Raw genomic sequence first — 13,676 nt, 5'->3', positions numbered from 1 at the left:
ACGCCCGGACGTCGAACACCTGGCTGTGTTCTCCGTACGCGGGCCGTGGCTGCACAATGCCACTCGTGACTGATGAAGATCCGTACCTGTGGCTGGAAGACATCGACGGCGAGGACGCGCTCCGATGGGTGGCCGAGCGGAACGCCGAGACGGCGGCGGCACTGGCCGCCGACGCCGGGTTCCCTGCCCTGAAGGAGCGCCTTCGGGAGGTGCTGGACGCCTCGGACCGCATCCCCTACGCCGTCCGGCGCGGCGCGTTCCTCTACAACTTCTGGCAGGACGCCGAGCAGGTGCGCGGTGTGTGGCGGCGTACGACACCGGAGCAGTACCGCAAGGACTCGCCCGACTGGGAGGTCCTCCTCGACATCGACGCGCTCGCCGCGGCGGAGGACGAGAAATGGGTGTGGGCCGGTGCGCAGGTGCGCCGCCCCGATCACGACCGGGCACTGGTGTGTCTGTCGCGCGACGGCGGGGACGCCGTCGTGGTCCGCGAGTTCGACCTGTCCACCCGGACCTTCGTCGACGACGGGTTCCGGGTGGGGGAGGCGAAGACACGGATCGGGTGGATCGACGCGGACACCGTCTTCATCGGCACGGACCTCGGCCCCGGCTCGCTGACCGACGCCGGCTATCCGCGCACGGTACACAGATGGCGCCGCGGCACGCCCCTGGAAGAGTCCGTCCTGGTCTTCGAGGCCGAGGAGGGCGATGTGGCGGCCGGAGGCCGGCACGACGCCACACCCGGGTTCGAGCGGGACTTCGTCTCCCGCTGGCTGGACTTCTTCCGCAGCGAGACCTACCTCCTGACCCCGGACGCCTCGCTCGTCAGGATCGACGTCCCCGACGACGCCAACGTCTATGCCCACCGCCGGCATCTGATCGTCACCCTGAAGTCGGACTGGCTGGGACAGCCGGCGGGCTCCCTGCTCGCCTTCGACTTCGACGCCTTCCTGGCGGGCGACCGCACCGCAGAGGTGCTGTTCACCCCGGACGAGCGGACGGCCCTCGCCGGGCACTCCTGGACCCGCCACCATCTGATCCTGGAGACGATGCGCGACGTCAGCACCCGCATCGAGGTCCTCACCCCCACCCCGGGCGGCGCATGGACCCGCAAGCCGCTGACGGACGTCCCGGCGCTGTCCCGCGTCACGGTCGTCGACACCGACCCCGACGTCTCCGACGAGTACTTCCTGGACGTGTCCGGGTTCCTCCAGCCGTCCGCCCTCCACCACGGGCGGATTGGCGCCGACTCCGAGATCCTCAAACAGACCCCGGCCCGCTTCGACACGGCCGGGCTGGCCGTGGAACAGCACTTCGCCACCTCCCGGGACGGCACCCGGGTGCCCTACTTCGTGATCGGCCCCGGCCGTGTCCCCGGCGCCGGACCCGGCCCCGCGCTGCTCTACGGCTACGGCGGCTTCGAGGTCCCCCTCATCCCCTCCTACGACGCGGTGACCGGCCGGGCGTGGCTGGAGCGCGGCGGCACCTACGTGATCGCGAACATCCGGGGCGGCGGCGAGTACGGACCGGACTGGCACCAGGCCGCTCTCGGCGCGGACCGGCCGCGAGCCTTCGAGGACTTCGCGGCCGTCGCCGGCGACCTCGTGGCGCGCGGCATCACCACCCCGGCCATGCTGGGCGCCGCGGGAGGAAGCAACGGCGGCCTGCTCATGGGCGCGATGCTCACCCGCTACCCGCACCTGTTCGGTGCGATCGTCGCCCAGGTGCCGCTGCTGGACATGCTCCGCTTCCACAAGCTCCTGGCCGGCGCGTCCTGGACCGCCGAGTACGGCAACCCGGACGACGAGGCCGACCTCCCGCACCTGCGCGAGCTGTCCCCGTACCACCGGCTCACCGCCGACCAGGCCTACCCACCGGTGCTGCTGACCACCTCCACCCGTGACGACCGGGTCCACCCCGGCCACGCCCGCAAAGCGGCGGCCAGGCTGCGCGAACTCGGCCACCCGGTCCTGTTCCACGAGAACACCGGAGGCGGGCACGCGGGCGCCGGCGACAACGAACAGTCCGCCCACAACGAGGCCCTGATGCATACCTTCCTCCGGCAGCACCTGGCGCCGGAGACGTAGCAGGCATCCAGGCCGGTTCAGGCCCGTTCAGGCCCGCTGAGACCGGTTCAGGCTCGTTCAGGCCAGGATGCGTTCAGGCCAGGATGATCGGGTTGCCGAGCGCCGCCATGTGCCCGTCGGGACGGCGCACCTCGACACGGACGAACGCGGAGTCCGCCGTAGTGGTGCGCCACTCCACGGCGCCCGTTCCCGATTCGGGCAACGACGCGCTGTGTGCCCTGCCCTGCTCGGTGTGGAAGCCGACCGTGCCCGAGGGCACACCGCGCACGTCCACCCGCACCACGACAGGTGTGTCACCCGCCTTCAGCCGCTCACCGATTCCGGCGCTCCGACCACCGGCCGAGGCCGTGCACGAAAGCTCCACGGCGGGGGATCCGGCGATCCAGCTCCGGCCGGCCCGGATCCCGGCGAGGATCGCGTCGGCGCTCAGCTCCTCGGCCAGCACGACGGTGTGCGGGATCGCGATCTGGCCCGGCAGGTGCGTGTCGCTGTTGCCCATCGCGGGGCGCCACCGCCCCCGGTGAATGTCCGCGGCCAGGCCGCGTCCCCACTCGGCCAGGGCCGCCTCGTTGTCGGCGTTCCACGGCACGTCCGAGCTCCACGCCCCGTTCCACACCTCGACCACATCGAACCCCCGGTACGGATACATGAACGTGCCCGAGGCGTACGGTGCGTGCGGATGGGCCGCCACGCACAGCCCACCGGCACGATGCACCTCGTCGATCCGACCGTCGATCCGCCCGTCCCGCAGGCCGTACCGCCAGTCGACCACCTGACCCGGGCGGACACCCAGCGCGAGCCAGTGCCCGGTCCGGGTGGTGACCTCCTCGCCGAGGATCACCAGCAGATCGTCGCCGACGTGCCGGTTCCAGGCGCCGTGCGCCGCAGCGGTGTTGTGTTCGGTGGTAGCCAGGAAGTCGAGCCCCGCCGCCCGGGCACCGGCCGCGAGCTGCTCCGGTGTCAGCTCGCCGTCCGAGTGCACCGAATGCACATGGCAGTCACCCCGGTACCAACCTCGTCCTCGGCCGGCCACGCGTGTCGGTGGGGCAGTCAGCTCAGGCATCCGTTTCTCCTGCCGGTGTCGAATTTTCCGTATCCCATACTTGGTGGGCGCACAGCCCTGGTCCTGGACTGGCCCAGCTGATGATTCTGCTCGACAGCACGATCGTGAACGTGGCCCTGCCCTCGCTGCAGAGCGAACCGCACATGAGTGACGGCGACCGCCCCTGGGTGGCCACCGCCTACACCGTCGCCTTCGAGGGACTGCTGCTGCTCGCCGGGCGGCTCGCCGACCACCTGGGCCGCAGGCGGGTGTTCACCGCCGGTCTGCTCGGATTCGCGTTCGCCTCCGCGGCGGCGGGCGCGGCACCCACCGCCCGGGCCCTCTTCGCGGCCCGCGCCGTCCAGGGCGCCTTCGCCGCGCTGCCGGCCGCATCCGCCCTCGCGCTCGTCGCGACCAACTTCACCGACCCCCGCGAGCGACGCCGTGCCATCGCCGTCTTCGGCGCCCTCGGCGGAGCCTCCTTGGGCGTCGTTCTGGGCGGGGCGCTCACCCAAGGGTTCGGATGGCGCTGGTGCCTGCTGGTCAATGTGCCGATCGCCCTCACCGCACTCCTCGGCACCGCCGTGATGCCCGCCGATCACTCGCAGCGCCGCCACGGCCACATCGTGATGATGTCACGCTCTGCCTGGGCGTCCGCGACGACGTGCTGAAGATCGAGGTGCGGGACCGGGGGCACTGGCGGCCGGCGGATCATGACCGGCCCGGTCCGGCTCCCGCCCACGCGGAATGCGGTCGTGGGCTGGACATTGTCGCTGCGTACAGCGGCGTGCCCGCCGTACGGGCGACCGCCGCGGGCACTGCGGTATCCACCGATCTGCGGCTCCGGTCGCGGCCGGGGACGGGCTGAAGCCCGTCGGGGCGGCCCACCGGGCTTCGGGCGGTGCTGGCGACACCGCGCAGCGCCCCGGTCAGTCCTCGCTCCTCTTGATCAGTCGGCCGGTCCGCCGGATGCTGTTCCCGTCCTCCGCGATGAGTTCGCCGCGCGGCCACGTCCCGCGGACGACACCGGCGAAGACCATGTACCCCCGGATCATCTGTATCCCGGAACTCATGATGAGCACCTGAAGGGCCCACAGCGCCAGGAAGGCGATCCAGTCGGGAGCCGACCGTCCGAGAACGGAGTTGGTGTCCAGGGACCGGAGGCCGGGGAACATCGTCACGACGAGCGTGCTCAGCACGGAGGACGCGAGACGGGTCTGGATGCCGAACCAGGCGACGCGGCTCATCACGGGGCAGGGCACAACGGTCTTGTGCCCCATGAAGCCCGTGAGCGTCAGCAGGAGAAAGAGCAGATGGAGGGGTTACACGGCTGTCGGTGCGCCGGGGACGCGGCGGTTGCCACCGTTGTGCTGCTGCCACAGCCGATACACATCGACGGCGGCGTCGTGCGCCTCGTGACGCATGGGCAGGCGTCGATCGGTGTAGTCCTTGCCGAACTCGCCGTAGAAGGTGTCGAGTTCGAAGTACTTGCGATCGTCCACGTAGTGCGGCTCGTAGGCGTCACGGGTGGTGAGGAAGACGACCTCGTCGGGGGAGCCGTAGTACAGCGATCCCAGGCACATCGGGCAGGGGTGGGCGAGCACATAGATGGTCGCGCCGACCAGGTGCTCGGTGCCCAGTTTCCGGCAGGCGTCCCGGATGGCGAGGATCTCCGCGTGGGCAGTGGGGTCGTTGGTCTGGGCCACCCTGTTGGGGCTCTCGGCGAGGATCTCGCCGTTCTTGACGATGACGGTGGCGAAGGGGCGTCCGCCCTCCTCCACGTTCTTGCGGGCGATGTCGATGGTGCGCTGGGCGAAGTCCATGGCGAGGCCTCCGGTGTAAGGCGGTGGGTGTTGTGAGTTGTTGTGTTCGGGGCCGACGGGCCGACGGGCCGACGGGTCGACGGGCCGATAGTTCCAGGGTCGACGAGTTCCACCATGCATGGCTCCATCTATAGTGTCCAAGTCTTGTTATCCATGATTCTCATAGATGGCATCACTGATTGGATGGTGGCCGATGAGGTGTCCCGTCGTCCGGCACGCCATAGGCGTCATGGTGCTCATGCGGGGATTCCGATTGAGGTTCTCTATACTTCGGGCATGGGTCCGGAACTGCGTCACCTCCGCTATCTGATCGCGGTGGCCGAGCACGGCAACTTCACGCGCGCCGCCGAAGAGCTGCACATCTCGCAGCCGACGCTCTCGCAGCAGATCAAGCAGCTGGAGCGCGTCGTCGGTGTGCAGTTGCTCGACCGCGGCGGCCGCGGCGTCCGCACCACCGACGCGGGCGAGGCCTATGTGCACTACGCGCGGCGGGCGCTGCGGGAGCTGGCCGCCGCCGACCGCGCCGTACTCGATGTCGCCGACCTCTCCCGGGGGCATCTGCGCCTCGCGGTGACGCCGACCTTCACCGCGTACCTCATCGGCCCATTGGTGGAGGCGCTGCACACGCGCCACCCCGGCATCACACTGGATCTGCGGGAGATGACGCAGGACCGCATCGAAGCGAGCCTGCTGGCCGACGACCTCGACCTCGGCATCGCCTTCGCGGGCACCCATCTGCCCGGCATCATCGCGACCGCACTGTTCACCGAGACCCTGGGCCTGGTCGTCACCGCGGACCGCGCCACGGAACGGGGCGCCCGGCCGCTGCCGGTGCGTGATCTGGCGAACCAGCAACTCGCGCTGCTCAGCAGCGACTTCGCCACCCGGATCCACATCGACGGCTACTTCGCCACGCATCGCGTCAGCCCGCCGATCGCCGTGGAGGCCAACACCATCCAGGCACTCACGGAGATCGTCCGGCGCACCGGGCTGCTGGCCACCGTGTTGCCCGACGCGGTCACGGACGACCACCCGCACCTCAGGCCCATTCCCCTCGACCCTCCGCTGCCCGCCCGCGTCGCCACGCTGCTGCACCGGGAGAGCGCCTACGAGAGTGCCGCCGCACGTGCCTTCACCCGGCTCGCCCGCGACCTGGTCGGCGCACGCGGTTACGCGCCCGCCTGAGCCCCCCGTCCCAGGGACGGCATACCGAATACTGACTTCGAGCGATGAGAGAATTGAGGACATGACAGGGTCTGGGGAGTTCGAGCCCGAGTCGGAGCGGGTCACACGCCTGCTGCGTGACGCGATCATCGACGGTGTGCGTGAACCGGGCAGCAAACTCGTCGAGCGCGAGCTCGCCGCGGAGCTCGGTGTGAGCAGGCTGCCCATCCGGGAGGCTCTGAAAGCGCTGGTCACCGAGGGGCTGGTCACACCGAGGCCGCGGACCTGGGCCGTCGTACGGGAGTTCACGCCGGCGGACGTCGAGGACCTGGACGAGGTGCGCGCGGCACTGGAGACGCTGACCTTCCGGCTCGCCGCCCAACGGCGCACCCGCGCGGGGCTCGAAAAGCTCCGCGCGGATCTCGACGCCGAGCTGAAGGCGGCGGACAGCGGGGACGCCGTACGGGCCCACCGCGCCGCCGCCGACTTCCACGAGACGGTCACCGAGCTCGCCGACAACGAACTCCTCAACGAGCTCCAGAGCACGCTGCGCAGCAGGATGCGCTGGCTGCTGGGACAGCACGACGACCTCGGGGGCGTCGCGCAGGAGCACGAAGGGCTGTACCGGGCGATCGCGGAGCGGGACGTCGCCGGTGTCGAACGGCTGGCCGGCGAGCACCTGGTGACGGGCCGCAACGCGGCCGCCGCGCGACGCAGGTCCCAGGGCTGAGCGGAGCGGCCCGTCCGGGGCGGCACGCCCGGCACCGGGCCGCCGAGAGCGCTCGGACGTAGACGATTCCAGTTCGCGCTGACCAAGTCACCGACCGTCAGCATCACCAGCATGTCCGCCTTGAGTTCGGCCGCCAGGGCCGCCGAGGCGAGGTCCTTGTCGACGACCGCTTGCAGGCCTGTCTGCCGCCCCTTGCTGTCGGTCCGCACCGGCACGCCACCACCGCCGACGCAGACGACGAGGTGCCGGCTCTCCGGCAGCGTGCGTGCGAGCGGCGCCTGGACGATGCGTCGGCGGCTCCCAGGACGGCCACCCCCTGGAGATCGCCGGCCACGTCCTCGGCACCGACCTCGACACCTCGGCCCTCGACGAGCAGGTCGCGGCCCTGACCGCCGCCGTAGCGACCGTGGCACCGCCGCCGTCCGAAGTACGCCCGGATACGACGGTGCGTCCCACCGCCTTCATCACCTGGACCGCGGGTGGCGCGGCCGGCGGGCTCGTCCACTGGTTCGCACCACAGCTCTCCGACGCGGTGAGCGGGCTCGTCGTGGCGCTGTTCGCCTGCATCGTGATCGAGCGGACCACCGGTGGCCGGCCCGCCTCACTTGCCCAGTAGCCGGGCGATCTCGTCGAAACCACGCCGCTCGGCGTGTTGCAGCGCGGTCGTCCCGGTCTTGTCGGCGACCGCCGGATCGGCACCCCCTGCCAGCAGTAGCTTCACGGTCTCCTGGTGGTCCGCTCCGCCGTCGCCGAGGATCACGGCCTCCAACAGGGCAGTCCAGCCGAGGTCGTTGATGTGATTCACGTCGACGTCGATGTCCGGGTTGGTGGTCACTTCCCGGACATAGGCGACATGGCCGTGTTCGCCGGCCGGGATGAGTGAGGTGCCGCCGTACCGGTTGACGACGGTGTAGTCGGGGCCGGCCGCCGCGAGCGTCCGGGCCATGGCCGCGCTCCCGGTCACGCCCGTCACCAGCCACGGAGTGTCGTGCTGCTGGTCCAGCGCATCGGGGTCGGCCCCGGCGTTGACGAGCATCTCGGCGGACTCGACGTGATCACCGGTGGCCGCGAGGAGGAGCGGGGTGCGGCGGTTCTCGTCACGGGTCTCCAGGTCGGCGCCCCGCTCGATCGCACCGCGCACCCCGCGGGTGTCACCGGAACGTGCGGCTTCGAGCAGCTCGCGGTCGGCGGCCGACCGCTTCGTGGACAGCGGGCCGGAGCCGGTGACCGAGGGCTTCCGCCCGGTGGCATCGCCGTCCGGCTGCGCGCCGCACGCGGTCGCGAGCGCGGTCAGGCCGACGAGCGGGACGATCAGGAGGGCAGCGCGTCGTGCCGGAGACATGGTTCCTCTCAATCCGTGGGTGCGGGCCCCGGACGGTGCGGGCCCGCACCGTCCATGCTGGGCGTGCCCGGCGGCCCATGGCATCGCTGAACCGGATGGCGATGCGCGGACGTCGTGACGACATCGGGGTCGACCGATCGGCTGATGTGCGGCCGGCCATCCTGCCCTCACGCTGCGGCTGCGCGACCGGCCACCGCCTTGCCTCACGCTGAGGCTCCGCGCCGCGGGCACCTTCGTCACCCTGAACCGAGTGACACCCGAGCAACCCAACTCCTCTGCCCCGAAGGGACAGCGGGTCGTCTCGCCCACGGCTTCGCGGGCGCGTCCGCGTCCGCGTCCCGAAGTCAGCCGAGCCGGACCATGCCGTGCCGGACGGTGAACCGAACCGGCTCACCGTCCACCGTCACCCTCCGAGCCCACGGCGCGGCGACCTCCAGACGCGTGGCCCCACTCAGGCCCGCCACGGCGACACTGCGCCGCTCCCGGTCCAACTCAACTGCCAGGGTGCCGAGTTCGCGGTCGGCCCGGATCAGCGGCCTGCGTCCACGCAGCAGCACCGTTCCGCCGGCGAGCAGCAGTCGCTCCACGCCGTCCGTCGTCTCCGCGTACGCCACGCGTGCGTCGGCGGCGTACGGACCGAAGGCGCGCTCCCGGCCCGCCCCGCCGGCGTGCAGGTACCACCCGGAGCTGCGGTCGGCCGTGAAGCGCAGCGCGGACGCGCCGTCGCCGGTGCGCACCCGTGTGACCTCGGCCTCGGCGCCGGAACCCGCGTGGGCCGGCAGCAGCAGTGTGTCGAGACGGGCCGTTCCCGTGGCCTTCAGCGTGTAGGAGACGTACTTCGCCTCCGAGACGGTGTAGAAGGCCGGTGAGTAGTAGCCGTCGTCGAGTCCGGCGGTGATCGGGGCCGGATCGGACGGGACGATGCGGATGTTCGCACCCGTGGCGAAGGCTGTGCTCGCGGCCTTGGTGACGGGGTCGACCGTGAACCGGGCATCGGGCAGGGAGTGCCACGTCTGCTGGTACGAGTGCCCGGCGGAGTCGTGCGGAGTGAGCACGTCCGACACGATCCAGAAGCGGCCCCGGACGAACAGCACCGTACGGCTGTGCCGTGCGGCTGCCGAGGCGTCGGTCCAGCCGGTCGCCAGGTCGAACCACGGGGTGTGCGTCTGGCTCAGCCCGGCCGCCGCGTCGAGCACCTGGGGGACGCCGTCGACCGTGACCGTGTTGCGGGACCGGGAGTCGAAGCGCAGCCAGTTCGACTTCGGGTCGCTGCTGTAGCTGAAGGCGCCCATTTCCGGCAGCAGCGGCCTGCCGTACGCGTACACCGCGACATCGAGATCGTCGCGCACCGAGTGCGGACCGCGGTCGGCGGAGAACCGCAGGTACAGATCCTGCTCCGCCCAGCCGGTGCGCTGCACGGCGGTCCGGGTCACGGGGTAGACCACCGAGGTGTGGCCCGGAGCCCTGCCCGCGCCGCCCTGCGTGGCCACATGGCGCAGCTCCTCGTCGTACAGCAGGTCGGCAAGCACGGCGAGACCGGGCGACCAGTCGGCGGTGCCCGAATCCCCGTACGACGGGTCGCGTACGTCGGGGTAGGCCTGGTCGGCGAGATACCACGACAGGGCGCGCAGATCCTCACCGGCCGCGAAGCTCTCCCCGTTGGCCTTGAGCAGGGCGGCGTTCTTGCCGAAGGTCTGGGCGACCCCCATCGCGTAGCCCGAACTCGCCTCTACGTAGCCGCCGTCCGGGAACAACGCGGAGCGCAACTGCTCGCCGAGGAACGTCTGCGCGTCGGCCAGCCACCGCGAACTCCCCTTGAACTCCGGGAAATACAGGGCGAGTCCGAGCAGTGTGCTGCGGATCGAGATCATCCAGTTGGGGGTGTTGGACGTGGTCGTGGCCAGGTACCGGGCACCGGCCACGAATGCCCGCAGAAGCGTGGTGTTGATCGCGGGGGTGAGCGAGGAGCTGGTGCGCAGCACGTCGTACGCATACGTCCAGTTGAGGTACCGCCAGCAGGAATCCAGATTGCGCGGGAAACCCGGCACCCCACCGGGGCGGTCCGCGGCGTCCTGGACGAAGTCTGTCATCAGGGAGAGCAGCCCCGCGGCGATCCTCTCGTCCCCCGTGGTCCGGTACGCGTCGGCGACGGGGCCGGCGAAGTAGAAGCGCGGCAGCTGGTAGCTGTACTCGGGGTCGGAGCCCGCCGGTCCCTTCCAGTCGAAGCCGCCCGGGTCGCCCTGCCAGGAGAAGGTGTTCTGCACGGTGTTGTTCCAGGTGCGGGTGGCCTCGTCGAACGCCTCCTTCTCCTGGAAGAGGACCACCTGCTTCGGACCGTCCGCCGCGGCGCTGCGGCCGGTCAGCCTGAGCACGGCCTTCGTCGGCGCGGCGGGCAGAGTGCTGAGATCGAAGCTCAGGTACGCCTTGCGGGTCTGCGGCCCGTACGGGCCCGTGCCCTCGTCCCGCACCTGGAGTTCCGGCTCGGCGCCGAGGACCGCCCCGGACAGATCGCCGTTGGCGATGTATGTGTCATGGTCGGCCGCCAGGTCGAAGACCGTTCCGTCGGCCAGCGTCACCGACAGCACCGGACCGCCGCTCGCGGCCTGACGGGATCGGAACTCGGCTGTCGAGGACTCCTTGTGGCGGGCCATCAGCATGAAGCCGATCCAGCCCGACGCGTGCGCGGACCGGGCATTGCGCGTGACATCGGCGGTCACCTCGGCCTCGGCGCCGTCCACGGCGAACGTGGATATGTATGCCTCGCCGGTGCCCAGAGTCCAGAAGTGGTCGAGGAACAGCTCTTCCTGGCCGGCCACGAAGACGTTGTTCTGTACCCAGGGCGGCGGGGTGCGGCCCTCACGGCCGCGGTAGTACGCCAGCAGACCGGCCGAAGCCCTTTCGTACGCACCGGACTTGGCTGCCGCCTCGACCTCGGCGAGCGCGCCGAACGCCGCGTAGTCGAGCGCGGGCTCCTTCGTCCAGGTGCCGGTGGCCGGGTTCCAGACACCGAAGAACTCGTCCTCGGCCGGCACCGATGCGGCGGCGGCCGGACTCGCGGCGAACAGTCCGCCCGCAGCGACGGCGAGTGTGGTGGCGATGGCTGCGCACAGCACAGCCCTGCGGCCGAACTCCATGGTGGCTCCCGAGATCCAGTGATGCATGAACTGCGGAGCCCAGCCACCGTCCGGGTGACCGCCCCTTTGCCGCCGGCACAAGATGCAGGGAATCTAGAGCGCTTACTATCGACGGTCAAGGCTCCCGACCTCAGAGATCCGGCCTCCGCGAAAGGCTGAACTCACGCTTCCAGGCGGGTTGTTGAAAACGCTTACTGTCGTGTGACGGAGGCGGAGATCGAACGGTCACAAGAGGCTTGCGGCCTGTTTCCCCGTGTCCAGGGGAGCAATCTCGCGGCGCGGGAGCAGCAGCGGAGTGGCGAGGAGAAGGACTCCGGCGGCCGCGATCGCGATACGGGGGCCGGTGACGGCGGCGAGCAGACCCCACCCCGCGGTCATCACGGCGATGGCGGCGCTGCTGCTGATCGACCACGCGGTCAGGGTGCGGGCGACCCGGCCGGGGTCGGTGTGGTCGAGCCGGTAGGTGGACAGCAGCGGGTTGAACAGCGCGCAGCAGGTCACCAGGCCGAATTGGACGACGACGATGAGTACGAGCCCGGGGACGCCGGGCCGGACGAACGCAAGCCCGAGGGGCCAGCACGCGCGCAGCGCTCCGGCGATGCGGAGCACCCGGTGCTGCCCGAACCGTGCCGCGAGCGGGCGCGCGAGACGTGAGCCGATCAGGCCGCCGACGCAAGGGGCCGCGAACGCGAGACCGTACTGCCAGGGGGAGAACCCGAGCCGGCCGAGCAGGAGCACGGCGAGCAGCGGCTCGGATGCCATGATCAGGCCGTTGACCACGATCGAGTTGAAGAACAGCGGGCGCAGCACGGGGTGGCCGAGGATGTGGCGCCAGCCCGCGAGCAGATCGCCCGCCCGCAGCCGGGGTGCGCCGGTCCGTGCGAGACACGGTTCCGTCCCGCCGATGGCCCGGATGCCCAGTGCCGAGAGTAGATAGCTGACCGCGTCGACCACCACGGTCGTCACCGGGCCGAACAGCCCGATCGCGGCCCCGCCGAGCGGTGGCCCGACCGTCGTCGCGGTCCACGTCGTGGACTCGAACCGGCCGTTGGCGACGAGCAGTTGCTCCGGCGGCAGGAGCGTCTTGAGATAGGCGCCGCCGGCCGCGTTGAAGGCGATGTTGGCCGCGGCGACGACGACGGAGACGACGAGCAGTTGGGCGAAGCCGAGCAGTCCGAACGCGAACGCGGCGGGGATGCTCATCAAGGCCGTGAACCGCGTCAGGTCCATCGCCATCATGACCGGCCGCTTGCGGCGGAACTCCACCCACGGCCCCAGCGGCACCGCGAGCGCCGCCCCCACCGCCCGCCCCGCTGCGGCCAGCACCGCCACCTGGGTCGGCCCCGAGTGCAGCACGAGCACCGCGATCAGGGGCAACGCACCGAACCCGAGCCCGGTGCCGTACGCACTGGCCGCGTACGCCGCCCACAACCACCCGAACCGCCGCCCCAGAGCCTGCCTGCCCGCCATTCCCGATGCACCTCTCGCCGACTTCGAAACGACCGCGCGCTGAACGTCGGTATCAAAGCGAGCCAGGGACAGCGAGATCAAACAACCGACCTGCCGGAAGAACACAACGGTTGGTTGTGCGGCCGGAGCGACGGGCGAATCTCTCGCCGCTGTACTGTCCCGGTCATGAACGCCGCTCGGGTACTGGTCTCCGTCCGCAAGTACGACGGCACCCCGCACCGGCGCCATCCCATGGTCCGGTTGGGGGAGGACGAGCACGGGGTCTGGCTCGGGGCGCCGGCCGGCACCGTCTGCAGCACGGGCGCCGAGGGCGCCGTCTACACCACGCGGGAAGCCAGGGTGATGCTCATTCCCCGCGATGCCTGGTGGACGGGGCTGTTCCAGGCGGCCCCCGCACGGCTTGACGCCTACTGCGATGTCACCACCCCACCCCGGTGGCCGCACCCCGGGGAGGTCACCATGATCGACCTGGATCTCGACGTCTGCCGTACACGTGACGGGGGGACTGTCTTCGTCGACGACGAGGACGAGTTCGCCGATCACCAGGTCCGGTACGCCTACCCGCCCGACGTCATAGCCCGAGCTACAACAACGGCCGAACAGCTGCGAGCCGCGCTCACCGAGGACTCCGAGCCCTTCGGCCGCTGCCGTCGGTCGTGGCTCGCCAGGATGTCCGCGTACTGACCGGCCGTTCCGCGAACGCATCCGGTTCCCCGGCTGCCTGCTCGGAACCGGCGTGATCACCCTCCGGCGGCACGCAACCCCGTTCGCGCTGAGCTGCACTCGCCTGCACTTGCCCCACGGGGGAAGTCCGGTCGAAGTCCGGCGCTGACCCGCAACGACAGGTCGAGCCCGTACAAGTGGGCCCCGCAAGCCCGATCACC

Annotated in this window: 10 protein-coding genes and 2 pseudogenes; 6 read left to right on the top strand and 6 right to left on the bottom strand. The window is 70.7% G+C overall.

Annotated features, from left to right (window positions below; genetic code table 11):
- Positions 1 to 56 precede the first annotated feature (56 nt).
- Positions 57 to 2,087 (top strand): prolyl oligopeptidase family serine peptidase, encoded by a 2,031-nt coding sequence (locus ABZ622_RS24820; protein ID WP_360546635.1) that lies wholly within the window; start codon positions 57 to 59, stop codon positions 2,085 to 2,087.
- 73 nt (positions 2,088 to 2,160) lie between these two features.
- Here the strand turns inward: ABZ622_RS24820 and ABZ622_RS24815 are convergent, their stop codons facing one another.
- Complete coding sequence (locus ABZ622_RS24815; protein ID WP_360546633.1) at positions 2,161 to 3,150, bottom strand: CehA/McbA family metallohydrolase; 990 nt, start codon at positions 3,148 to 3,150, stop codon at positions 2,161 to 2,163.
- A gap of 68 nt (positions 3,151 to 3,218) precedes the next feature.
- Here ABZ622_RS24815 and ABZ622_RS24810 point away from each other — a divergent pair.
- Positions 3,219 to 3,728, top strand: a pseudogene (locus ABZ622_RS24810) (MFS transporter); the annotation flags it as partial.
- Between the two features lie 429 nt (positions 3,729 to 4,157).
- Here the strand turns inward: ABZ622_RS24810 and ABZ622_RS24805 are convergent.
- Together ABZ622_RS24805 and ABZ622_RS24800 are read right to left on the bottom strand one after the other, a co-directional pair.
- Positions 4,158 to 4,442 (bottom strand): annotated as a pseudogene (locus ABZ622_RS24805) (cytosine permease); the annotation flags it as partial.
- 9 nt (positions 4,443 to 4,451) lie between these two features.
- Positions 4,452 to 4,952, bottom strand: coding sequence for a nucleoside deaminase (locus tag ABZ622_RS24800; RefSeq protein ID WP_360546631.1), 501 nt, complete (start codon positions 4,950 to 4,952; stop codon positions 4,452 to 4,454).
- A gap of 276 nt (positions 4,953 to 5,228) precedes the next feature.
- Here ABZ622_RS24800 and cynR point away from each other — a divergent pair, with 276 nt between their 5' ends.
- From cynR to ABZ622_RS24785, 3 genes are all read left to right on the top strand, one after another.
- Positions 5,229 to 6,137 carry a transcriptional regulator CynR gene (gene cynR / locus ABZ622_RS24795; RefSeq protein ID WP_360546629.1) on the top strand — a complete coding sequence of 303 codons (909 nt, stop codon included), beginning with the start codon at positions 5,229 to 5,231 and terminating at the stop codon, positions 6,135 to 6,137.
- Positions 6,138 to 6,198: 61 nt separating this feature from the next.
- On the top strand, positions 6,199 to 6,846 hold the full coding sequence (locus ABZ622_RS24790) for a GntR family transcriptional regulator (RefSeq protein WP_360546627.1): 648 nt from the start codon (positions 6,199 to 6,201) through the stop codon (positions 6,844 to 6,846).
- Between the two features lie 265 nt (positions 6,847 to 7,111).
- The gene (locus tag ABZ622_RS24785; RefSeq protein WP_360546625.1) at positions 7,112 to 7,462 is read left to right on the top strand and encodes a hypothetical protein; all 351 of its coding nucleotides are present in this window, start codon (positions 7,112 to 7,114) and stop codon (positions 7,460 to 7,462) included.
- Here ABZ622_RS24785 and ABZ622_RS24780 read toward each other — a convergent pair.
- The 3 genes from ABZ622_RS24780 to ABZ622_RS24770 all read right to left on the bottom strand — a co-directional run bounded on the left by ABZ622_RS24780 (position 7,448) and on the right by ABZ622_RS24770 (position 12,792).
- Positions 7,448 to 8,188, bottom strand: a complete 741-nt coding sequence (locus ABZ622_RS24780; RefSeq protein ID WP_360546623.1) for an ankyrin repeat domain-containing protein — start codon at positions 8,186 to 8,188, stop codon at positions 7,448 to 7,450. The genes ABZ622_RS24785 and ABZ622_RS24780 overlap by 15 nt on opposite strands.
- 344 nt (positions 8,189 to 8,532) lie before the next feature.
- Positions 8,533 to 11,349 (bottom strand): heparinase II/III family protein, encoded by a 2,817-nt coding sequence (locus tag ABZ622_RS24775; RefSeq protein WP_360546621.1) that lies wholly within the window; start codon positions 11,347 to 11,349, stop codon positions 8,533 to 8,535.
- A 198-nt stretch (positions 11,350 to 11,547) separates the two neighbouring features.
- Entirely contained in the window at positions 11,548 to 12,792 is a 1,245-nt protein-coding gene (locus tag ABZ622_RS24770; protein WP_360546619.1) for an MFS transporter, read from the bottom strand.
- Positions 12,793 to 12,957: 165 nt separating this feature from the next.
- Between ABZ622_RS24770 and ABZ622_RS24765 the strand changes: the two genes are divergently transcribed.
- Positions 12,958 to 13,476, top strand: a complete 519-nt coding sequence (locus ABZ622_RS24765; protein ID WP_360546617.1) for a DUF402 domain-containing protein — start codon at positions 12,958 to 12,960, stop codon at positions 13,474 to 13,476.
- Positions 13,477 to 13,676 lie beyond the last annotated feature (200 nt).

The organism is Streptomyces sp. NPDC007164, from assembly GCF_040634135.1.
Taxonomy (GTDB): Bacteria; Actinomycetota; Actinomycetes; order Streptomycetales; family Streptomycetaceae; genus Streptomyces; species Streptomyces sanglieri.
This window is presented reverse-complemented; position numbering and strand designations above follow the sequence as displayed.